Consider the following 20,047-nt stretch of genomic DNA (forward strand, 5'->3'; position numbering starts at 1 on the left):
TCGCAGCTTGATTCATCAGGAAAATTTTGCATGAATTGTAGTATGGTCATAATGTTTCATATTTTAGTACAAGAAACCACCACTATACTTCAACCACAAATTATTGACACTTATTGTCAAATTTTGTCACGTGCATTCATGCGGATACACATATTTCTTTTTTTTCACTTTGCATCTTCGCGTCTTTGCGGGAGTTATTTTTTTCTTTGTGCCTTCGTGCCTTCGTGGGCTTTTCCTTTTTTTCCTTCGCGCCTTTGCGGGAATCCGCTTGTTTTCTTCCTTTTTGCGTCTTAGCGTCTTAGCGGGAGTTATTTTTTTCTTTGTGCCTTCGTGGGCTTTTCCTTTTTTTCCTTCGCGCCTTTGCGGGAATCCGCTTATTTTCTTCCTTTTTGCGTCTTAGCGTCTTAGCGGGAGTTATTTTTTTCTTTGTGCCTTCGTGCCTTCGTGGGCTTTTCCTTTTTTTCCTTTGCGCCTTGCCATTGTGGGAATCCGCTTATTTTCTTCCTTTTTGCGTCTTAGCGGCTTTGCGGGAGTTATTTTTTTCTTTGTGCCTTCGTGGGCTTTTCCTTTTTTCTTCCTTTGCGCCTTTGCGGGAATCCGCTTATTTTCTTCCTTTTTGCGTCTTAGCGGCTTTGCGGGAGTTATTTTTTTCTTTGTTCTTCGTGACTTCGTGGGCTTTTCCTTTTTTTCCTTCGCGCCTTTGCGGGAATCCGCTTATCTTCTTCCTTTTTGCGTCTTAGCGGCTTAGCGGGAGTTATTTTTTTCTTTGTGTCTTCGTGACTTCGTGGGCTTTTCCTTTTTTCTTCCTTTGCGACTCAGCGTCTTTGCGAGAGCCTTATTTTCTTCTATACCCAAACACCCCCACCACCATAAAACAAACCAAAGGCAACACAAAAGAGAAATTGACTTCCGAGACTCCCATGATCGAAATGTCATTGTACCCAGGTCCGCCAAAATCCAATATCACGCCCTGAAGTGTTGGCATGATCGCACCGCCCACAATCGCCATTACCAAAAAAGCCGCGCCATATTTTCCATCTTCTCCCAATCCTTCCAATGCGATGCCATAAATCGTTGGAAACATCAGCGACATGGCAAAGGAGATTCCCACCAAGGAATAAAGCCCATAAATCCCCTCGATGAATATTGTACCGAGTGTGAACATTCCCGCTAAAACGGAGAAATAGAAAAGCAATTTGGCAGGAGAGAAGTACCTGAACAAAAAGGTACAGATCCATCTACCCACCAAAAACAGTATCAAAGCCGCATAAGCATAGTTCACAGCCGATGCATTGTCAATCCCGATAGCTTCGGCATATTGGTAAATATACGTCCAAACCATAATCTGTGCCCCGACATAAAACATCTGTGCCACGACTCCTTCCACAAATTGCGGTTGGCGGGCTAGCCGTTTCATAGAAGGCCAAAAGTCAAGTTTGCCATTGTTGGTTTTACTTTCAGGCATTTTGGCAACGGCGATAACCAATCCAAGGATAATCACAACCAAACCCAACATCACATAAGGATTTCTGATTACCATCAGGTCATTGGTGCGGACGATCGCTTTGGCTGATTCATCCAAAGTGTCGTAAATAATGTTTCCCGCAGCATCTGTATTGTTGGATTGGAGGGCATTTAGGATAAATTCCTTGGCTACAAATAATCCCGCCAAAGCGCCCATAGGGTTGAATGCTTGGGCAAGGTTCAGTCTTTGGGTTGCGGTCTCTTCAGAACCCATAGAAAGGACATAAGGATTAGCAGTTGTTTCCAAAAAAGCCAATCCGAAAGTCAGGATATACAAAGCCATGAGGAAAAAGAAATAGCTTTCCCAAGCAGCTGCAGGGTAGAAAAGCAAAGCACCAAATGAGTACAATCCCATCCCGATCAAAACCCCCGTCTTATAGCTGTATTTTTTGATAAATATAGCTGCAGGAAGTGCCATGGTAAAGTATCCTCCATAAAATGCCATCTGCACCAAAGACGCTTGAACGTTGTTTAGCTCCAATACCCGCTTGAATGCTGCCACCATGGGATTGGTAATGTCATTGGCAAATCCCCACAACGCAAACAAAGAAGTAATCAGGATAAAGGGGAGGAGGAGGGCTTTTGGGAGTAGGGTGGCTTTGGGCATTTTGTGGTTAAAGGTTAATTGGTTAGAGGTTATTTGTTATTGGGTTATTTGGTTAAAGGTTATCTGGTCAAAGGTTATTTGGTTAACTGATTTTCAATACATTGCTTGGATAGGAATTTAGGCCTTTTTCTTGAAATGAAATCTTGATCATTTTTACTTTATAACTCGATACTTTATACTTTATCCATGGTACTTGGTACTTAGTACTTGATACTTCGTACTTATAGCGCCCTATCCAAATGCGTATATCCACCATCTACATAAATCAATTGTCCGGTGGTATGGGAAGAGCGGTCAGACAGTAGAAAAACCACCATATCAGCGATTTCACGGGGTGTGGTCATTCTTTTTTCAAGAGGAATCCTGTTTTGAATCTCGTTCAATTTCTCATCGGGATTGCTAAATGTCTTCAGCCAATTTTCATACAATGGTGTCAAAACCTCAGCAGGAATTACTGCATTGACCCTGATGCCGTATTTGAGTAGTTCTACGGCCCATTCTCTTGTCAGGGACAATTGGCCGCCTTTTGCCGCGGTATAGCCACTGGTATTTCCCTGGCCCGTAACAGCGGTTTTGCTGCTGATATTGACAATACTTCCTTTTGATGCTTTGAGGTGGGGAAGTGCATAGTGCACCAAATCGTAATAATGGCCCAGGTTTTTTTCAACAGATACCCTGAAAGCTTCAGGAGAGCCATTTTCCAGTCCGATACCGTCATTGACACCGGCATTATTGACCACGCCATCTATCCTTCCAAACTTCTGAATAGCCATTTCCACTGCTTCTTTTGCCGCATTGGAATCTGTCAGCCTTCTTGGTATGTGAAGCGACTTCCCTCCATTTGACTCACATTCAAAAACAAGATTTTGGCCTTCTTTCACGGACGGATCGATGATGACAGGATAGGCACCTTCCTCAGCCAAAACTTTGCTGATGGCACCACCAATCCCTTTTGCCCCACCGGAAACGAGATATACTTTTTGGTTGATGTTTAAATTCATTGGGAATAATTTATTTAGAGGATATCCGATTCTTTGCCAGTAACCCAATTTTTACTTCAAATGGGACGGAAGACCGAAGTCGGAAGACCGATGTACCGGACAACTAATATTCTTAACAAGTTTTATATTGGATAAACATTGCATCCTTAAACCTAAATCCTAGATAGTAAGTTATTCATAATTCTTAATTCACAATTCTGAATTTTTTAAGCTTGCTCCGCAACCTGTTTCGCCGTTCCCAATCCATCAATTCCCAATTCGACCACATCTCCCGGATTGAGGTAGCGTGGTGGTTTCAGTCCCAAACCTACGCCCGAAGGTGTTCCTGTCGAAATCACATCTCCCGGTAACAGAGTCATGTATTGGCTGATGTAGGACACCAAAGTAGGAATATCAAAAACCAGGTCTGAGGTATTGCTGTCCTGCATGGTTTCGCCGTTGACTTTGAGCCACAATCGCAGGTTGTGCGGATCGGAGATTTCATCTTTGGTCACCAAATAAGGGCCGAGGGGAGCAAAGTGGTCAGCACTTTTCCCTTTGACCCATTGTCCGCCGTGATGCAATTGGAAATCCCTTTCGCTGACATCATTGTGCAAAGCATAGCCCGCCACATAATCCATCGCATCTTCTTTGCTGACATAGGTTGCTTTCTTGCCGATCACCACCGCCAACTCCACTTCCCAATCGGTTTTGGTAGAGTTCCTTGGAATCAAAATCGGATCAAAAGGACCGCAAAGTGACGAGGTCGCTTTCATAAAAAGTATAGGAACCTCGGGAACAGGCATGCCGCTTTCTTTGGCATGCAGGGAATAATTCAATCCCACGCAGAGTATTTTTGATGGTCTTTTGATAGGTGAACCAAGGCGTGTTTTATCACTGATTTCCTGAAGGTTATGAATGTTTGAGTCAAGCCATGATTTCAATCTTTCCAGACCATTGTTTTCTAAAAATTCTTCTGACCAATCTTCACCAAAACCGCTGCAATCCAGCCATTTTCCATCAGGTGCAACGATTCCCGGTTTTTCTTTTCCTGTTTCTCCAAAGCGAATAAGTTTCATGTAATTGAGGTTAATTAGGTTGATAAGGTTACAAAGTTTTAAAGTTAGCAGGTTTTGGGTTTTTCCTACAACCAAAAATAAAAGATTGGAAAATAGCTGAGATAGCCGATAATGACCAATATCAATCAGATGTTGGCATATGACAAAAAATATTCCTTCTCATCTGTGATTTTTTTGAAACTTGAAACACTAATGCATTGAAGTTTGATTCTTGATGGATATTAAAGAGCATTTTACCAAAGTCATAAAAGCCAATGAAGGTCTGATTTATAAAATCACGACGCTGTATACAGATGGCAAACAAGACCGAAAAGACCTGTATCAGGAGATCGTCTACCAACTTTGGAAATCCTTTGGTTCATTCAGTGAACAATCAAAACTGAGTACATGGATGTATCGCGTGGCACTCAACACGGCCATATTTCATCTCAAGCAAACCAAAAAAATGCCTGACACAATTCCCTTTGAATTGGAAATGGACAGGCTGACAGACGAAAGCGACAAGGCAGAGGAAGAAAAAATCAAGCTTCTTTATGAGCAGATCCAACAATTGAATCTGCTTGAAAAAGGTATCATCCTACTTTTCCTAGAAGGTAAATCCCACGAGGAGATTGCAGAAATTGTAGGGATTTCGGTCAGTAATGTGGGAACCAAAATCTCCCGAATCAAAGAAAAACTTAAATCTAAAATCAAAAAAAACGCTGATTATGGAACTTGAAGAAATGAAGCTTGCCTGGAATGACCTGAGCAAAAGAGTAGAAAAACAAGAAATACTAAACCAACAAATGATAGAAAAAATGACAAAAGACCAATACCATAACAACTTGAAAAAAATAGCCCTTCCGGAATATATCGGAACCATCATTTGCTATTTGGGAGCTGCTTACCTTTCAGTAAATGTCCCAAAGCTTGACGATCCAATGATTCAGTTTTTTGGGGTGGTTTCGATCGCTTTGCTCCTGATTCTTCCTATCATTTCCCTTCAATCTGTCAGGGCGATGAGGAAAGTGGATCTTTCAGCTCAAACCTACTTGGAGACTATTCAGGTTTTTGGAAAACAAAAACTCAGATTTCAGAAACTTCAAAAACTGAATGTGTCCTTAGGGTTGTTTCTGATGGTCATCGGGGCACCGGTATTATTGTCCATACAGGGTGTAAGTTTGGTCCCGACTCCACTTTTTTGGATGCTGTATTTTCCAATGGGTGTAATGTTCTTTTTGGGCTTTTCTTTTTGGGTACTCAAATATTATAACAGAAAATTGAAAGCTACCGAAAAGTTGTTGACAGAGGTAAATGAATAGTAAAGAGCATTTGAATTGATCCGATATTCTTATCATTCAAATCCCGCCATCTATCCAAAATCCATTTACTTATCCCATTATTTTTTTTAACTTAATGATTTCCAATCGGTTTTGTAAAAGCTTACAGCAAATACCTATTCCCAATAACCAACCCTTCGACAAGCTCAGGGACTTAAAAACAATAACCATTCCCTTCAACCTCTTACCATTTACCTCTCTCCATTAACCGATAGCCAAATAACCATTAACCAAATAACCAATAACCAAGCTGCGCCATGCAATACTCATTTATACTCAATGGAAAACCTGTTCAAGTCACCGCCGAGGAGGATGCCAACCTGCTTTGGTCTTTAAGGGAAAGGTTGAAATTGACCGGAACCAAGTTCGGTTGTGGGGTTTCCCTCTGCGGATCCTGCACAGTTCATATAGATGGCAAACCTGTTAAATCCTGTATCACGTCGCTTTCTCAAGCTGAAGGTAAGAGAGTCACCACTATTGAAGGTCTTTCGGAAGACAGGAGTCATCCGCTTCAACTGGCTTGGATCGAGGAACAGGTTCCCCAATGTGGGTATTGCCAGTCGGGACAGATCATGCAGGCGGCAGCTTTACTTGCAGAAAACCCCAACCCAAACAGAGAAGAAATCATCAAGCACATGAACGGTGTACTTTGCCGCTGTGGTACTTACCTGAGAATCCTGAAAGCAATCGAAAAAACCGCCCAAAAAGTCTAACCATGGAAAAGCAAATTGAATCACAGGGATTGAGTAGGAGAAAATTCCTAAAAGTGGGGGGAGGCATTACCTTTTTGGTATCGGCTGTCGGATTGCCGGCATTGGTTTTTAAAAAGGGAGAATTAGCTGAAAGCAAGCAGATTTCCGCTTGGGTTCATTTGGCTTCAGACGGTTCAGTGACCATCTATAATCCCGCTTCGGAAATGGGGCAAGGGACAATGACAGCTTTGGCAGCCATTTTTGCCGAGGAAATGGACGCAGATTGGTCCAAAGTGAAAATCGAAGATGCGCCGGTAGAGCCTGATATCTACGGGATTGGTTGGGGTGGTGAAAGAGGCGGCAGCATGCTGACTGTGGGAAGCCGCTCGGTAAGCGCGCACTACAACAACCTCCGTCAGTCCGGTGCACAGGCAAGATATGTCCTGCTCTCTGCCTTGGCAGAGAAATGGGGAGTGGACAGAAAGGAACTGAAAACCGACTCAGGTGTGGTTTTTCATCCAAAAAGCAACAAAAAAATCACTTACGGAGAAATTGTTGAGTTCGTAAAGATACCTGGATCGGTTCCTGAAATTCCGGATTCAGATTTGAAAAACCCTAAGGATTTCAAATTGATAGGCAAAGACTACCAGCGGTATGATGTGCCCTTCAAAGTGGATGGCTCGGCCGTTTACTCTGGAGATATCCATGTACCGGGAATGGTGTACGCGGCCATCGTCCGCTCGCCGGTCAACGGGACCCAACCTGAACTCAAAAATGAATCAGCGATCAGAGGAATAAAAGGAGTTTTGAATTTAGTCAGTTTGAAGCATGGGATTGGGGTTGTTGCCAACAGCATGGAAACCGCCTTGAAAGCCAAATCCATGATGGAAATCACTTGGAAAGGCGACACCAAAGCCAAATCTCACAACAGCCAAGACGCTTATGAAGAGTATGAGGCGCTTTCCAAATCATCCAAAACAGGCAGCATTGTCGCTCAGGCAGGTGATTTGAACAGGGAACTTCCGAAGGCACAAAAGACCATTCAGGCAGATTACAAAAATGATTATATCTACCATGCGCAGATGGAACCGCTTAATGCAGTCGCCCATGTGAAAGCCGATTCGGCAGAAGTTTGGGTCGGTACTCAGGCGGCTGATGGTACCAGAAATGATGTTGCTAACCATTTGGGGTTGGATTTCAAATCTGTCAACCTGCACACCTGCTATTTGGGTGGCGGATTTGGGCGAAGGTCCATGACAGATTTTGTGATAGAGGCAGTGGACATTTCAAAGGCAGTCAACTTACCTGTCAAATTGCAGTGGACGCGGGAAGATGATCTCCAATACGGCGCTTTCAGACCGATTTCTTTGCAAAAATTAGAGGCAGGAATTGACCAAAACGGTAACATCAATTCCTGGAAACATGTGGTTATCGGAACAGGAGGCGGACTTTTGGGTTCGGGTGCTGACATTCCTTTTTATGACATCCCAAACAAACTGATCGAAGTCAGAAACATTGACCACGGAGTCCGGACCAAGCATTGGCGGGCGGTGGGACATGGTCCGAATAAGTTTGCGATTGAGACTTTTGTAGATGAAATAGCTTTGGAACAAAAGAAAGACCCATACCAACTGCGGAGGGAATTGATGAAAAACCATCCCCGTGAACTCGCAGTTTTGGATAAAGTGGCAGAAATGGCAAAATGGGGTTCGCCTGTTCCTGATGGCCGGGCTAGGGGAATTGCATTTGCAGAAAGAAGCGGTTCCTTGGCAGCCGGAGTCTGCGAAATCTCCGTGGACAGATCCACCGGAAAAATCAAGGTGCACAAAATTTGGGGTTCATTGGACGGCGGTGTGGTCGTGCATCCCGCAAATGCCAAATACCAAATGGAGGGTTCATTGGTGATGGGTCTGAGCAGCGTACTTTTTGAGAGCATTACTTTCAAAGAGGGACAGGTGGAGCAATCCAATTTCTACGATTATCCGATCTTAAGGATGGAAGATGCTCCTGAAGAAATTATTTTGGAAATCATTCCATCAACAGAAAAACCAACCGGAATCGGAGAGGCAGGTTTGCCGTTTATGGGTGCAATCATTTCCAACGCCTTTGCGGCCTTGACAGGGACGCGCTTGAGGCATATGCCATTTACTCCTGAGAAGGTTTTGGAAGTTTTATCTAGTTAAGTTTTCAAAAAGAGATTAATTGAAATAAGGTTGAAATACGATTGAAATAAGGTTGAAATAGAATTGAGATAAATTGAAATAAGGTTGAAATACATAGAAATAATAGGGGAGAGGGTATCTTTGTATCTTCCCTAGAAAACTGAATTTTGCCTAAATACTGTTATTCTTAACTCCTCAGACAGGTGGGGATTTTCAGACTTCTTGGTGGCTGAAGTAAAATTCTTGAACCACGGGGAAAGAAAAACATATCCAATACTTTCAATTACTTTTTTTTAGAAGTTCAATTTTTTAGGTCAAATCTCCATTTATACACAAGCAATATAGGAGCATGATGAATACTTCTCTTCCAAGTATCCATTTGTATTTCCCAAAAAATGCTTTTAATATGCCCATTCATTTATACCACAACACATGGGAGATTTTATAATTGACTTCAGTAACTGGATTTGGGACATGCCAATGCTTGTATTGCTGATGGGAGGAGGCTTGATATTGTTTATTTATTCAGGTTTTTTGCCTTTCAGGTATTTTGGTCATGCATTGAAGGTCGTCAGAGGGAAATATGATACTGATAACGTCCCGGGACAGATTTCTTCCCAACAGGCACTTTCTGCGGCTATTGCTGCGACTGTAGGTCTCGGCAATATCAGTGGTGTGGCTATAGCTATCAATATGGGAGGTCCCGGTGCGATTTTTTGGATGTGGATGTCCGCCTTTGTGGGCATGGCAACGAAGTATTTTACCTGTAGTCTAGCCATCATGTACCGTGGCAAAGATACCTCGGGAGAAGTTCAGGGAGGTCCTATGTATGTGATCGAGCATGGTATGGGTCCAAAATGGAAGCCATTGGCAATTCTTTTTTCGGTAGCAGGGGTGTTGGGATTGTTGTCTATTTTTCAGGCAAACCAACTTACTGAAGTTACCAGAAGTGTGATGTTAGCCCCTTACGGACTTGATAATGGAGAAAGCACAAAATGGATTTTGGGGATATTGATGATGTTGGCAGTTGCTGCTGTGATTTTGGGCGGTATTCAAAGAATTGCTGCAGTCGCCTCCAAGTTGGTTCCTTTTATGGTGATCTTATATTTTGGAACTGTTCTATTGATTATGTTCCAATACATTGAAAGAGTTCCAGAAATGTTCTTATTGATTATTGAGGATGCCTTTACCGGAAATGCGGTGATGGGTGGGGCTGTTGGTGCTGTGATGGTGATTGGAGCGAGAAGGGCTGCTTTTTCCAATGAAGCAGGAATAGGTACAGCGCCGATGGTTCATGGAGCTTCCAAAAACAATGAACCGGTGAGAGAAGGATTGATAGCCATGTTGGGACCATTCATTGATACCGTAGTGGTTTGTACTTTGACTGCCTTTGTAATTTTGCTTACTGGGGTTTGGGAAACAAGTGAAAATAACGGTGTGCAGTTGACACTTCAGGCATTTGAAATGGGACTTCCGGGAATCGGAAAATACCTGCTGATGTTGGCGGTTTTGGTCTTCGCACTTTCGACCATGTTCACCTATTCATACTATGGCCACAAATGTTTCAATTATCTCTTTGGTGCAGAAAAAGCAAATTACTACAATTACTTCTATTTGCTAACCATTGTCGCCGGAGCAGTAGTATCACTTGAAGTGGTTGTGAGTTTTATTGATGGAATGTATGCCATCATGGCCATTCCGACGATGATTTCGACGATTTACCTTGCACCAAAAGTCAAAGCCGCTACCAAGGATTATTTTGCAAGGATGAAGGGGAATTAATAAATGTTGTCAAGTTGTCTGCAAAAGCTGTTGTCAGGTTATCGAAAAATAGTTGTAATTGTTGTAACCTTCGTGTTGTAATTGTTGAGAGGAAATAGTGTGGTCAGGTTGTCCATAAGATTTTGTCAAGACGTAAGGGAATCAACAAAAACTTGACAACTTGACAACTTGACAACCCGACAACAATGATAACTTGACAACAATTACAACCACTACAACAATTACAACAATTACAACCACAACAACCCCTACTTCCCCGAACAATGAACCTCCTCATCGCCCCAAATGCTTTCAAAGGAACGATTGAAGCTGACGAAGCGGCGGAGATTATTGGGAATGCGATATTGGGAAAAATGCAAGATGCGAATCTGACGGTTTGCCCGATCGCGGATGGTGGGGATGGAACTTGTTTTTTATTGGGAAAGGCCTTGAACCTGCAGCAGGTTTTTGAAATTGCCTTAGATCCTTTAGGAAGGCCGATGCAGGGATTTTACTTTTTTGATCCTAGGCAAAAGACAGCTTACCTGGATGTTTCCACCGTTTCCGGAATCAAATCATTAAAACCTCACGAGCGAAATCCTTGGATTACAGGCACATTCGGAACTGGGGAACTGATCAAAAAGGCTGCAGACTCCGGTGCCGAACATATCATTTTGGGATTGGGAGGAAGTGCGACAGTGGACCTAGGGATCGGGATTTTGAGAGGTTTGGGTTTTTTGTTTTTGGATGAAAAAGGAAGGGAAATCCCGGTTTTTTCAGAAGGTTTTATTTCCAAAATCCGATTTATACAAAGCCCGATACCAAAACCAAACTTCAAATTTACCTGCCTCTGTGATGTGAACAACCATTTTTTCGGACCCTCAGGTGCTATTCCGGTTTTTGGTCCCCAAAAGGGTTTAAAGTTGGAAGACCTTGAAAAGTTTGAAAATGAGTGTTCCAAGATCTTGGAATTAATGGCAAAAAAATCAGGAAAGCAATTGGCAGACATAGAAAGTTTTGGTGCTGCGGGAGGAATTGCCTTTGGGCTTTCATTCTTTTTTCCGGTGGAGATAGAGATGGGCGCAAAATGGTTTTTTGAAAAAGTCGGTATCGAATCCAAGATCAAATCTGCTGACATTATCATCACCGGAGAAGGTAAATTTGACTCCCAATCCGCGTCGGGAAAAGGGAGTTTTGAGCTGCTTCAGCTTGCAAAAAAACATGATAAGGAAACAGTTTTGATCACCTCAGGAAAAGGTGGAAAAGATTCGGGTTTTGATCGGGTGATCCAATTGCCGGAGCTGGATTTTAACAGCAAAGGATTTATTGATATAGCAAAGATGAATTTATTTAATGCAGTCAAATCCAAAATGTGGAATTTTTAACCTTTTATGATTCTTGACTTTTTTGCTTTCTAAATACAGGGATAATTTTAGATTTTTTTCATTGTCACTCGCTGCCTTATTTCTTAAAAATCAAATTGGATAATTAATTTGAAGGCAGTATGTTTACTAATATCTTAACTAATTAATTTCAATAACCTCCAGCTCCTAAAGGAGAGAAAGACCAAGGATTTAAAAAGAAAATCGTCAGGGTAAAATCCCTGAATCCCGAAATCATTATCACTGAAAGTTTTAGCGGTTGATAATTTTACACTTTATGAAAATTTTTGATTATGGCAAGGAGTAAAATTCTAAATATTGACGGTGTAGAAATTTCAATAATATCCAAACATAAAGACGATTTCATCTCACTGACGGATATGGCTAGAAGCCAATTACAGGAAGTGGTAATCATAAAATGGCTGAGCCTCAAAAGCACCATCGAATATTTAGGAGAGTGGGAGGCACTGTACAATCCTGATTTTAATTATACCGAATTCGGTACAATTAAAAACGCATCCGGAAGCAACAATTTCGTGCTATCGGTTAAGAATTGGATCGAATTGACCAATGCTATCGGTATTACTGCAAAAGCCGGAAGATATGGAGGTACGTACGCACACAAGGATATCGCTTTCCATTTTGGAATTTGGATCAGTCCAAAATTCCAACTTCTCCTAGTGAAGGAGTACCAACGTCTGAAAGAACAAGAAAGCGACCGCCAAAAACTTGAATGGAACTTCCATCGGACCCTTGCCAAAGTTAATTATCACATCCATACAGATGCCATCAAAGAAAATCTGATTCCTACTGAAATCAGTAAACAACAGGCATCATTTATCTATGCCACTGAAGGGGATGTGTTGAATATGGCCCTTTTTGGGAAAACAGCTAAGCAATGGCGGGATGAAAATCCTGATGAAAAAGGAAATATCATGGATTTTGCCACAATTGAACAACTGGTGGTTTTATCCAATATGGAAAGTACCAACGCCCTTCTAATCCATCAGGGCATAACCCAAATTGACAGACTTTTACAACTTAACAAAATGGCCATCACCCAGATGAAATCGCTTTTAGGTCATCAAGAATCAATAAAGAAATTAAAATGAAAGAAAAAGACCTAAAATATAAACTTCAGCAAAATTTAAATTGGCTATCTGGGTGATGCTTTAACTTAGGGCAGTCCAAAGTGAAATAATCAAAACCATTCCCCTTTCATCTCTATGGTCACCCTATCATCTGAAACCAGTCTTTTGCCAAGACCATCCATTTTGACAAGCTCGTATTCGAAGAAATACCGCATGGCCATCAGTTTTCCCTTGTAGAAATCAGTTTCAGTACTTCCTACATCCAAAGCTTGCTGTGCGGTGATTCCCTGCCCCAGCCATTGCCATGAGATGGTCAGGATGCCGATGTATTCCAGGTAAAGCGAGGCATCTGCGAGAAACTCTTCCGGATTTTGGGAAGCTTTCCCAAATAAATGAAAGCTCGTCTGCTGCGCTCGTTGGAGGTATTTTTCTAGTTTTTCAGCAAATGGAATCAGGTTGGTGCGTTTTTTTGCGGAGCTTATGGTTTTCATGATTTCAGCAGCAAACAGCTGAAGGGCTTTTCCTTCCTGCATCAATACTTTTCTTCCCAAAAGATCCAATCCATGAATCCCCGTCGTCCCCTCATGGATGGGATGGATGCGTGCCTCTCGGTAATATTGTTCTACCGGAAAGTCAGTCGTATAACCAGCACCTCCTAAAACCTGCACCGCGGCAGATGTTGTCAGACAGCACATTTCTGAAGGGTAGGATTTGGCAATAGGTGTCAGCAGGTCAAGCAATAATGATGCTTCTTCTTTTTCATTTCCATCAGCGACATGGACCAGATCTCCCAATTTGGCACAGAACAACAAAAGAGAAAGTGCACCTTCCGTCACCGATTTTTGGAACAGGAGCATGCGTTTCACATCTGCATGACCGATGATCGGGATTTGTGGTTTTGATGGGTCTTTCTCAGTGATTTTACGTCCCTGAGGCCTCTCCTTGGCATAAGCAAGGGAAGATTGGAAAGCAGCAGTGCCAATGGCAGCAGCATTCATCCCGACTCCGACCCGAGCTTCATTCATCATCTGAAACATGTAGGACAATCCCTTATTGGCCTCTCCGACAAGGTAACCTTCAGTACCGTCATTTGATCCGATCATCAGGTGGGCTATCGGTGCTCCTTTATAGCCCATCTTGTGGTAAATTCCTTCCGTAAGCACATCATTTGGTTGATTGTCCGTAATTCGTTTTTGGGGAACAACAAACAAAGAAATCCCTTTGACTCCGGCCGGGGCGCCTTTGATACGGGCGAGCATAAGGTGGATAACGTTTTCACAGGCATCATGGTCTCCACAGGAAATGTATATTTTTTGGCCTTGGATTTTATAAACACCTTTCTTCTCAGTTGGAATTGCCATTGTACTGAGGTCAGTGAGCGAAGAACCTGCATCCGGTTCGGTGAGCGCCATGGTTCCCTGCCATTTACCATTGTACATCTTTGGTGTGAAGGTGTCGATCAGCTGCTGACTGGCAAAAGTACGGATAAGGTTGGCAGCACCTGTAGTCAAAAAAGGATAAACAGAACTTGAATAATTGGCTGCCTGAAAAATAAATCCTGTCGCCTGATGTATTGTATTTGGAAGCTGCTGTCCTCCTTCTTTATAGCTAAAGGTGGCATTGATCCAACCGTCCTCCCCAAACTGCCGGACAATCTTTTTCATGCCTTCATGCACTTGGATTTTCCCTCCGATAAGCTGTGGTTCATTCCTGTCCATGTCAGTCAGCAAAGGAAAAAGGGAAGTCACAGCAATCTGATCGGCTGCCTCCAAAACCATTTGGAAAGTTTCCTGACTGTGGTCTTCGAAGTATTTGAACCGGGTCAGGTCTAGTACTTGTAGGTTTTCGAAAAGCTGGAATTGAAGGTCACGTTTGGAGTAGAAGGGCATGGTCTTTTTAATGGTTATAATGGTTGTAATTGTTATAGTGGTTGGAAATGTTGTCTGGTTTTCGTTGTTGTCGGGTTTTCGGGTTGTTATTGTTGTCGGCTTCCCCGTCATTCTGAACCGCAGCCTGCGAAGGTGAAGAATCTCTCTTTGCTGAGATACTTCTCCGCCGCGGCGGATCAGTGTGACGATCCAGTTTGTCAGGTTTTCAAGTTTTTGAAAATCCGTTTGCATCTTGACATCAGCTTTAGGGAGGGACTTGACAACAGATTTAGCGGACAACTCGACAACCTTTTCACCTGCGAGACAACAGCTTTAGCGGACAGCCTGACAACACGAAGTAATAACTTTTTAAACCAAACTCCGGATCACTTTACATGGATTTCCTGCGGCAATGACATCATCGGGAATATCTTTGGTGACTACAGATCCTGCGCCTATGATAGACCTCGAACCGATGCTGACTCCCGGACAAATTACCGAAGAACCACCGATCCAAACATCATCTCCGACCGTGATGGGTTTGCCATATTCTGCCAAAGTTCCTCTTTCTTTGAAATCGGTGGGGTGGGTAGCAGCATAGAATTGGACATTCGGGGCGATCATTACCCTGCTTCCAAGAGTTACCGGCGTCACATCCAAAACTATGCAGTTGAAGTTGAAAAACACGTCATCGCCTGCCGTGATATTATAGCCGTAGTCACAAAAGAAGGGCGGTTCAATCCAAAAGTTCTTGCCTTTCTTACCGATCAGTTTGGCAAGAATACTTTCCCGCAATTCCGTTTCGTCGGGATTAGAATCATTGAGTTGCTTGGTCAATTGCCTTGCATGGAGTCTTTCTGCAACCAATTCCGGATCTGAAGCAAAATACAATTCGCCGGCAAGCATTTTTTCTTTTTCGGATTTTAAAGAAGACATGAGATTTGAGACGTGAGATTTGAGAATAAATAGAGTGGAAATAGATTGAAATATGGTAGAAATAAATTGAAATACGATGGAAATAGGGTAGAAAAGGATATTTATAGATATTGGTTATTAATGGATATTGGATTCGAGTAGGATTTGGAATTGTCCGCTTGAATCATTTTAATATTTCGCTGAAAGCGTATTTCGCAAAGCATATTTCAATTGTACATCCATCTTTTTAATAAGCTGAAAGCGTATTTGGCAAAGCCTGTTTCTACCATATATCCCTTCCTATAATAATTTTTTTGCCTGATCAAGGTGTCGTTGTTCATGGGCTACGATGATGTCAATTGCCTTTTCGAGTGAATAGACTATCAATTTGTTGGCAGGAGAATGGATGATGGTCTTTTTTTCAAAAAACGGTTCTAATTCAATTATCCATTTTTTGAGTTCTTCTTGGTGGTTCTGAAACCTTTCCAATACGGTCGCATCTCCCTTTGTCACTTTTGGCTCCCAAAGCGGGAAAGTCTTGGCTTTTTTCTTTCCTCCATCAGAAACTGATTTTAAAATTAAGTTGCCGAAGAGATTAGAAAAATAGGGAAATTTTGAAATGAAAGCGCCCTGAAAACTCCCGTGTTTCAATTTTTTAAAAATTGGAAAATAGGTTCGATTAATGGTAATGAGGTGTTCAAAGTTCTCGGCTATGCTCCAGGTTTCTGGATTGGGTTTGAGGTGCATTTCCTCTACCGAAAGTGTAATGAAGATATCGATAGTTTCACGGGTTATGTTATCTATGGAATCAATCCATTTTTCAATCTGCGCTGTCATTTCAATTGGGTAGTTGGGTGTTATTTTGCTTGGAAAGCTTGGTAAGTTCTTCCATCAATATATTGCCTGTTTCCTTTCCTAAAGACATTCTTGTCAAATAGGGGGCATGCGGAAGGTTTGGATTTTCAAAATAGCTTGGTTTGACGATATATCCCAAAGCATCCTGACTTAATCCAAGGATAAATTTTGGGCCCTCAGGCATAAGTTCTTTGGTTTTCATCCCATAGATGGGCGCTGTTTCACCCGGATGGCTTGCAAATGTAGCTTCCCCAATAGAAAACCAAACCACTTCTGATTCGATGACCTCGGTGACTTTTCTATCTACAATGATTCCGGCTGCCGAAAGTTGCTGCCAAGCCTCATTCATAACCGGGAAAATGACTGTTTGACTTCGAAAGTTCAGATTGGATTTGGATAAAGTTTTTGGTTCCAATAGGGAAGCAGTCGCTGATAAAGCCAATTCTTGCCCTCTTTGCAAGGCTTTTTGATAACCACCATCTTTGTCGGTAGGCTGTATCCATCCTCCGATCGCACCTTGGAGAAAAAGATGCTCTCCGCCCCATTTTTTTTCCATTTCTTTGTAAAATCCTGCTAAGTAATCAGCCGAAACCTCTGAATAAACAGCATCCATATAAGTTGGGTGACAGGCAAAATTTGTCAAGGTGACTATGTTTTTTTGGTTCTTGTCCAGAAACTGTAACACCGTGACGGACCTGTCGATTTCCTCCTGACAGATATTGGCAACCCAATCTTCTCCAAATTCATTTTGACCATACCTGATGGTGCTTTCCTGTAGGTTTTTGGAAGCTTTATGAATCTGTTCGGCAACAGTCTGAATCAAAAAATCCATGTATTCCTTGTTGACACCGCTTTCTGAGAAATCTTTTCCCCAAAGCCCGACGACATCAGGCCCTGAATGGGTATGTGTGGAACTGATGACAATATTTTCAGGAGAAAAAGGAATATCGAATTCCATTTGGGCAGTTTGTTCTCTGATTTTTTGTAAGTCCTGAAACAGCAATCCGATGCAATCCAAGGTGACCAATGCCATTGATTTTTCACCGTCATGAAGCACAACAGCTTTGGCATAAAGGCTATCCAAAACGCCTGTAAAGGTTCTGTTTTGTTTGTCTCCTGCGATGAAGGAACCAATAGGAGGGTTGATGTTTTCCTTGGATACACCGACTTGGAGTTGGGGAATTTTGTTGTTTTGGCAAGAGGTAACAAAAAGTAACAATCCCACCCAACAGAAAATTAAATTTTGCTTTGTCATTGAATGAAAATTTATTGTAGATGGATGCTGATCAATTCGATATTCTTTACCCTTTCAAAATGTTTTTTGTTAAGTGTAGCAATTTTAAGTTTTGAAGCTATCGCTGATCCACTTATGAAAATATCCTCGATGTCAATCAACTTATTTTTTGATTTCAAATCCTTATAAATTTTGACAGATTCTTGAAGACAATTTTCATCAAAAGGAATTACCATAATCTTATCAAAAAATGAGTTCCAAAATATGATTTGAGTTTCATTACTCCCGACGAAAATCTCATATTTAGTCAAAATTGAAACTGCAAAAGAGGTATATGATTTTGTTAAATTGAAAAACACAGATTTTGATTTTTCTTTTTTTCTAAAGTACTCAATTAAAATTCCTGTGTCTAACATTATCATTTTATCCTCCATTTGTTGGTGTGTTTTTTTGTCTCTAAAAATTCAGCATACTGAGCATCGGTCATAATCGGACCTGAAAGCAAAAATTCTTGAAATTCCGTGTGAGAAGGTTTTTCTTTATTTTGAATAATATTTTTCAATTCATCAATCAAAATGTTAATTTGATTTTCAGATAAACCATTGGCCTTATCCAATATTTCTAGGATATCCTTTCTAGTGTTGGATTTTGAATATTCTACCACAGGTTCATTTACCAGATTTTCACTTTTCTCTTTACTCGAATCATTTTCCATAAATTAAATTTAATGAAAAATTTCTTTTTTCTAAAAGCTTACTACAAAGAACTTATCGCCCCTTCATTGTTGTTGAAACCTGATTTTTAACCCATAATCATGACGAAAACCAAACCAAAAGAGAACAGGGTCACCATGGCCCATGTATTCAAAACCATCATTTGGCCCCGCAAGAATCAACTTTTCCTAGGGCTTTTTCTGATCATTATCAGCAGGCTTTCGGGTTTGATTTTGCCCGGCGCGAGCAAATACCTGATTGATGATGTCATCCCATCCAATGACCTTGATATGCTCAAATGGCTGGTGATCATAGTAGTTGCAGCCATCACGGTGCAGGCAGTAACTTCTTATGCCCTCACCCAAATTTTGAGCGTGGAGGCGCAGCATTTGATTTCACAACTGAGATCCAAGGTCCAAAAACACATCATCCAACTGCCCATCCGCTTTTTTGACAACACCAAAACCGGTGAGTTGGTGTCGCGGATCATGACAGATGTCGAAGGTGTAAGAAACCTTGTGGGAACAGGGTTTGCACAGATGATCGGTGGGGTTTTGACCGCTGCGATTTCTTTGGGATTGTTGATTTATATCAGTCCATTGATGACGCTTTATGTATTGGTGCCGGTGATTATTTTCGGGTTTATTTCACTGAAAGCCTTCAGTAAAATCAGGCCGATTTTCAGAGAACGGGGAAAGATCAATGCTGAGGTCACAGGTAGATTGACCGAAACCTTGGGAGGAATCCGGGTTATCAAAGGTTTCAATGCAGAAGCCCAAGAAATTAAAAGTTTTGAAGCAGGAGTCGAGCGCTTGTTTTTGAATGTGAAGGCGAGTTTGACAGCAACAAGTTTTGTAACTTCTGCAGCTACTTTTTTGCTGGGTTTGGCCTCTGCAGGTATTATGGGGATAGGAGGTTATATGATCATGGATGGACAGATGACCTTTGGGGATTTCTTGGCCTTCACTTTGTATTTAGGTTTTATGATAGCTCCCATTGTTCAAATGAGCAATATTGGAAGCCAATTTACAGAAGCTTTTGCTGGGTTGGACAGAACAGAAGAGATTATGAACAGGCCTTTGGAAAGTGCCGGCGGCCAAAGAATCCTTGCGATTCCACATATCAAGGGAGATATCAGATTTGAGGATGTTTCATTTGCTTACGATGAGGGGAAAGAGGTTTTGAAGAGGATTTCATTCGATGCACCCGCCGGCTCTGTTACAGCTCTGGTAGGAACTTCAGGTTCTGGAAAAACCACCATAGCAGGCTTGGCAGCCTCATTTCTCAATCCGGAATCTGGCTTGATTACTGTGGATGGCGTCGATATGCAAAAGATTACCCTGGAGAGCTTCAGGTCACAATTGGGAGTGGTCTTGCAGGATGATTTCCTTTTTGAAGGAACGATCAAGGAAAATATTCTTTTTCCAAGACCTGATGCAACAGTAGAAAAATTAATACAGGCAGTCAAAGCCGCCCATGTGCACGAGTTTACTGACAGGTTTGAAGATGGATTGGATACCTTGATAGGAGAGCGGGGCGTAAAGCTTTCCGGCGGACAGAGACAACGAATTGCTATTGCTAGAGCTATATTGGCCGATCCTCGGGTATTGATTTTGGATGAGGCTACTTCCAACCTAGATACCGAAAGCGAGTCACTGATACAGGCGAGTTTGAAGGAATTGATGCATGGCAGGACGACTTTTGTCATTGCCCATAGGCTGAGCACCATCAGGCAGGCAGATCAGATTTTAGTGATTGAGCAGGGCAAAATCGTTGAAAGAGGACAGCATGAGGAGTTGATTGCAAAGCAAGGCAGGTATTACCAGCTTTATACCTATCAGGCTAGAATATAATCATTTAAATGT

The 20,047-nt window shown here is 41.9% G+C and carries 17 protein-coding genes; 8 read left to right on the forward strand and 9 right to left on the reverse strand.

Translation table 11 applies throughout. The features are described from left to right. Positions 1 to 835: 835 nt before the first annotated feature. The 3 genes from fucP to MMU07_RS01270 all read right to left on the reverse strand — a co-directional run bounded on the left by fucP (position 836) and on the right by MMU07_RS01270 (position 4,190). Positions 836 to 2,131, reverse strand: a complete 1,296-nt coding sequence (fucP, locus tag MMU07_RS01260) for an L-fucose:H+ symporter permease (RefSeq protein WP_241124016.1) — start codon at positions 2,129 to 2,131, stop codon at positions 836 to 838. A gap of 221 nt (positions 2,132 to 2,352) precedes the next feature. Next, the gene (locus MMU07_RS01265; protein ID WP_241124017.1) at positions 2,353 to 3,132 is read right to left on the reverse strand and encodes an L-fucose dehydrogenase; all 780 of its coding nucleotides are present in this window, start codon (positions 3,130 to 3,132) and stop codon (positions 2,353 to 2,355) included. Positions 3,133 to 3,338: 206 nt separating this feature from the next. Further along, positions 3,339 to 4,190 (reverse strand): fumarylacetoacetate hydrolase family protein, encoded by an 852-nt coding sequence (locus tag MMU07_RS01270; RefSeq protein ID WP_241124018.1) that lies wholly within the window; start codon positions 4,188 to 4,190, stop codon positions 3,339 to 3,341. 214 nt (positions 4,191 to 4,404) lie between these two features. Here MMU07_RS01270 and MMU07_RS01275 point away from each other — a divergent pair, with 214 nt between their 5' ends. From MMU07_RS01275 to MMU07_RS01305, 7 genes are all read left to right on the forward strand, one after another. Then, positions 4,405 to 4,908, forward strand: a complete 504-nt coding sequence (locus tag MMU07_RS01275) for an RNA polymerase sigma factor (RefSeq protein WP_241124019.1) — start codon at positions 4,405 to 4,407, stop codon at positions 4,906 to 4,908. Further along, on the forward strand, positions 4,898 to 5,491 hold the full coding sequence (locus tag MMU07_RS01280) for a hypothetical protein (RefSeq protein ID WP_241124020.1): 594 nt from the start codon (positions 4,898 to 4,900) through the stop codon (positions 5,489 to 5,491). The genes MMU07_RS01275 and MMU07_RS01280 overlap by 11 nt, the downstream gene beginning before the upstream one ends. Positions 5,492 to 5,766: 275 nt before the next feature. Then, positions 5,767 to 6,222: a (2Fe-2S)-binding protein gene (locus MMU07_RS01285; RefSeq protein ID WP_241124021.1), complete on the forward strand. Its 456-nt coding sequence runs from the start codon at positions 5,767 to 5,769 to the stop codon at positions 6,220 to 6,222. A gap of 2 nt (positions 6,223 to 6,224) precedes the next feature. Then, positions 6,225 to 8,384, forward strand: coding sequence for a xanthine dehydrogenase family protein molybdopterin-binding subunit (locus MMU07_RS01290; protein WP_241124022.1), 2,160 nt, complete (start codon positions 6,225 to 6,227; stop codon positions 8,382 to 8,384). Between the two features lie 411 nt (positions 8,385 to 8,795). Continuing rightward, entirely contained in the window at positions 8,796 to 10,145 is a 1,350-nt protein-coding gene (locus MMU07_RS01295) for an alanine/glycine:cation symporter family protein (RefSeq protein WP_241124023.1), read from the forward strand. Between the two features lie 263 nt (positions 10,146 to 10,408). Continuing rightward, positions 10,409 to 11,509, forward strand: a complete 1,101-nt coding sequence (locus MMU07_RS01300) for a glycerate kinase family protein (RefSeq protein WP_241124024.1) — start codon at positions 10,409 to 10,411, stop codon at positions 11,507 to 11,509. 290 nt (positions 11,510 to 11,799) lie between these two features. Then, on the forward strand, positions 11,800 to 12,618 hold the full coding sequence (locus MMU07_RS01305; protein ID WP_241124025.1) for a KilA-N domain-containing protein: 819 nt from the start codon (positions 11,800 to 11,802) through the stop codon (positions 12,616 to 12,618). Between the two features lie 89 nt (positions 12,619 to 12,707). Here MMU07_RS01305 and MMU07_RS01310 read toward each other — a convergent pair whose 3' ends face one another. The 6 genes from MMU07_RS01310 to MMU07_RS01335 form a co-directional block, all read right to left on the reverse strand. After that, positions 12,708 to 14,486 (reverse strand): acyl-CoA dehydrogenase, encoded by a 1,779-nt coding sequence (locus MMU07_RS01310; protein WP_241124217.1) that lies wholly within the window; start codon positions 14,484 to 14,486, stop codon positions 12,708 to 12,710. A gap of 348 nt (positions 14,487 to 14,834) precedes the next feature. After that, positions 14,835 to 15,401 carry a sugar O-acetyltransferase gene (locus MMU07_RS01315; protein ID WP_241124026.1) on the reverse strand — a complete coding sequence of 189 codons (567 nt, stop codon included), beginning with the start codon at positions 15,399 to 15,401 and terminating at the stop codon, positions 14,835 to 14,837. 279 nt (positions 15,402 to 15,680) lie between these two features. Then, entirely contained in the window at positions 15,681 to 16,217 is a 537-nt protein-coding gene (locus MMU07_RS01320) for a DinB family protein (RefSeq protein ID WP_241124027.1), read from the reverse strand. Position 16,218: 1 nt separating this feature from the next. Continuing rightward, positions 16,219 to 17,490 carry a neutral/alkaline non-lysosomal ceramidase N-terminal domain-containing protein gene (locus MMU07_RS01325; RefSeq protein ID WP_241124028.1) on the reverse strand — a complete coding sequence of 424 codons (1,272 nt, stop codon included), beginning with the start codon at positions 17,488 to 17,490 and terminating at the stop codon, positions 16,219 to 16,221. 11 nt (positions 17,491 to 17,501) lie between these two features. After that, on the reverse strand, positions 17,502 to 17,903 hold the full coding sequence (locus MMU07_RS01330; RefSeq protein ID WP_241124029.1) for a type II toxin-antitoxin system VapC family toxin: 402 nt from the start codon (positions 17,901 to 17,903) through the stop codon (positions 17,502 to 17,504). Beyond that, positions 17,888 to 18,184, reverse strand: a complete 297-nt coding sequence (locus MMU07_RS01335) for a hypothetical protein (protein ID WP_241124030.1) — start codon at positions 18,182 to 18,184, stop codon at positions 17,888 to 17,890. The genes MMU07_RS01330 and MMU07_RS01335 overlap by 16 nt, the downstream gene beginning before the upstream one ends. Positions 18,185 to 18,283: 99 nt before the next feature. On the opposite strand from MMU07_RS01335, the gene MMU07_RS01340 reads away from it, so the two are divergent. Then, a complete protein-coding gene (locus MMU07_RS01340) occupies positions 18,284 to 20,035 on the forward strand; it encodes an ABC transporter ATP-binding protein (RefSeq protein ID WP_241124031.1) in 1,752 nt (583 codons plus the stop codon). The last annotated feature ends 12 nt before the right edge of the window (positions 20,036 to 20,047 follow it).

Source organism: Cognataquiflexum nitidum (genome assembly GCF_022538055.1).
Lineage (GTDB): Bacteria > Bacteroidota > Bacteroidia > Cytophagales > Cyclobacteriaceae > Cognataquiflexum > Cognataquiflexum nitidum.

What these genes read in the sequence shown, in the direction of transcription:
- fucP (WP_241124016.1), bottom strand. Translation starts at nt 2,131, where the DNA reads ATGCCCAAAGCCACCCTACTCCCAAAAGCCCTCCTCCTCCCCTTTATC.
- MMU07_RS01265 (WP_241124017.1), bottom strand. Translation starts at nt 3,132, where the DNA reads ATGAATTTAAACATCAACCAAAAAGTATATCTCGTTTCCGGTGGGGCA.
- MMU07_RS01270 (WP_241124018.1), bottom strand. Translation starts at nt 4,190, where the DNA reads ATGAAACTTATTCGCTTTGGAGAAACAGGAAAAGAAAAACCGGGAATC.
- MMU07_RS01275 (WP_241124019.1), top strand. Translation starts at nt 4,405, where the DNA reads ATGGATATTAAAGAGCATTTTACCAAAGTCATAAAAGCCAATGAAGGT.
- MMU07_RS01280 (WP_241124020.1), top strand. Translation starts at nt 4,898, where the DNA reads ATGGAACTTGAAGAAATGAAGCTTGCCTGGAATGACCTGAGCAAAAGA.
- MMU07_RS01285 (WP_241124021.1), top strand. Translation starts at nt 5,767, where the DNA reads ATGCAATACTCATTTATACTCAATGGAAAACCTGTTCAAGTCACCGCC.
- MMU07_RS01290 (WP_241124022.1), top strand. Translation starts at nt 6,225, where the DNA reads ATGGAAAAGCAAATTGAATCACAGGGATTGAGTAGGAGAAAATTCCTA.
- MMU07_RS01295 (WP_241124023.1), top strand. Translation starts at nt 8,796, where the DNA reads ATGGGAGATTTTATAATTGACTTCAGTAACTGGATTTGGGACATGCCA.
- MMU07_RS01300 (WP_241124024.1), top strand. Translation starts at nt 10,409, where the DNA reads ATGAACCTCCTCATCGCCCCAAATGCTTTCAAAGGAACGATTGAAGCT.
- MMU07_RS01305 (WP_241124025.1), top strand. Translation starts at nt 11,800, where the DNA reads ATGGCAAGGAGTAAAATTCTAAATATTGACGGTGTAGAAATTTCAATA.
- MMU07_RS01310 (WP_241124217.1), bottom strand. Translation starts at nt 14,486, where the DNA reads ATGCCCTTCTACTCCAAACGTGACCTTCAATTCCAGCTTTTCGAAAAC.
- MMU07_RS01315 (WP_241124026.1), bottom strand. Translation starts at nt 15,401, where the DNA reads ATGTCTTCTTTAAAATCCGAAAAAGAAAAAATGCTTGCCGGCGAATTG.
- MMU07_RS01320 (WP_241124027.1), bottom strand. Translation starts at nt 16,217, where the DNA reads ATGACAGCGCAGATTGAAAAATGGATTGATTCCATAGATAACATAACC.
- MMU07_RS01325 (WP_241124028.1), bottom strand. Translation starts at nt 17,490, where the DNA reads ATGACAAAGCAAAATTTAATTTTCTGTTGGGTGGGATTGTTACTTTTT.
- MMU07_RS01330 (WP_241124029.1), bottom strand. Translation starts at nt 17,903, where the DNA reads ATGGAGGATAAAATGATAATGTTAGACACAGGAATTTTAATTGAGTAC.
- MMU07_RS01335 (WP_241124030.1), bottom strand. Translation starts at nt 18,184, where the DNA reads ATGGAAAATGATTCGAGTAAAGAGAAAAGTGAAAATCTGGTAAATGAA.
- MMU07_RS01340 (WP_241124031.1), top strand. Translation starts at nt 18,284, where the DNA reads ATGACGAAAACCAAACCAAAAGAGAACAGGGTCACCATGGCCCATGTA.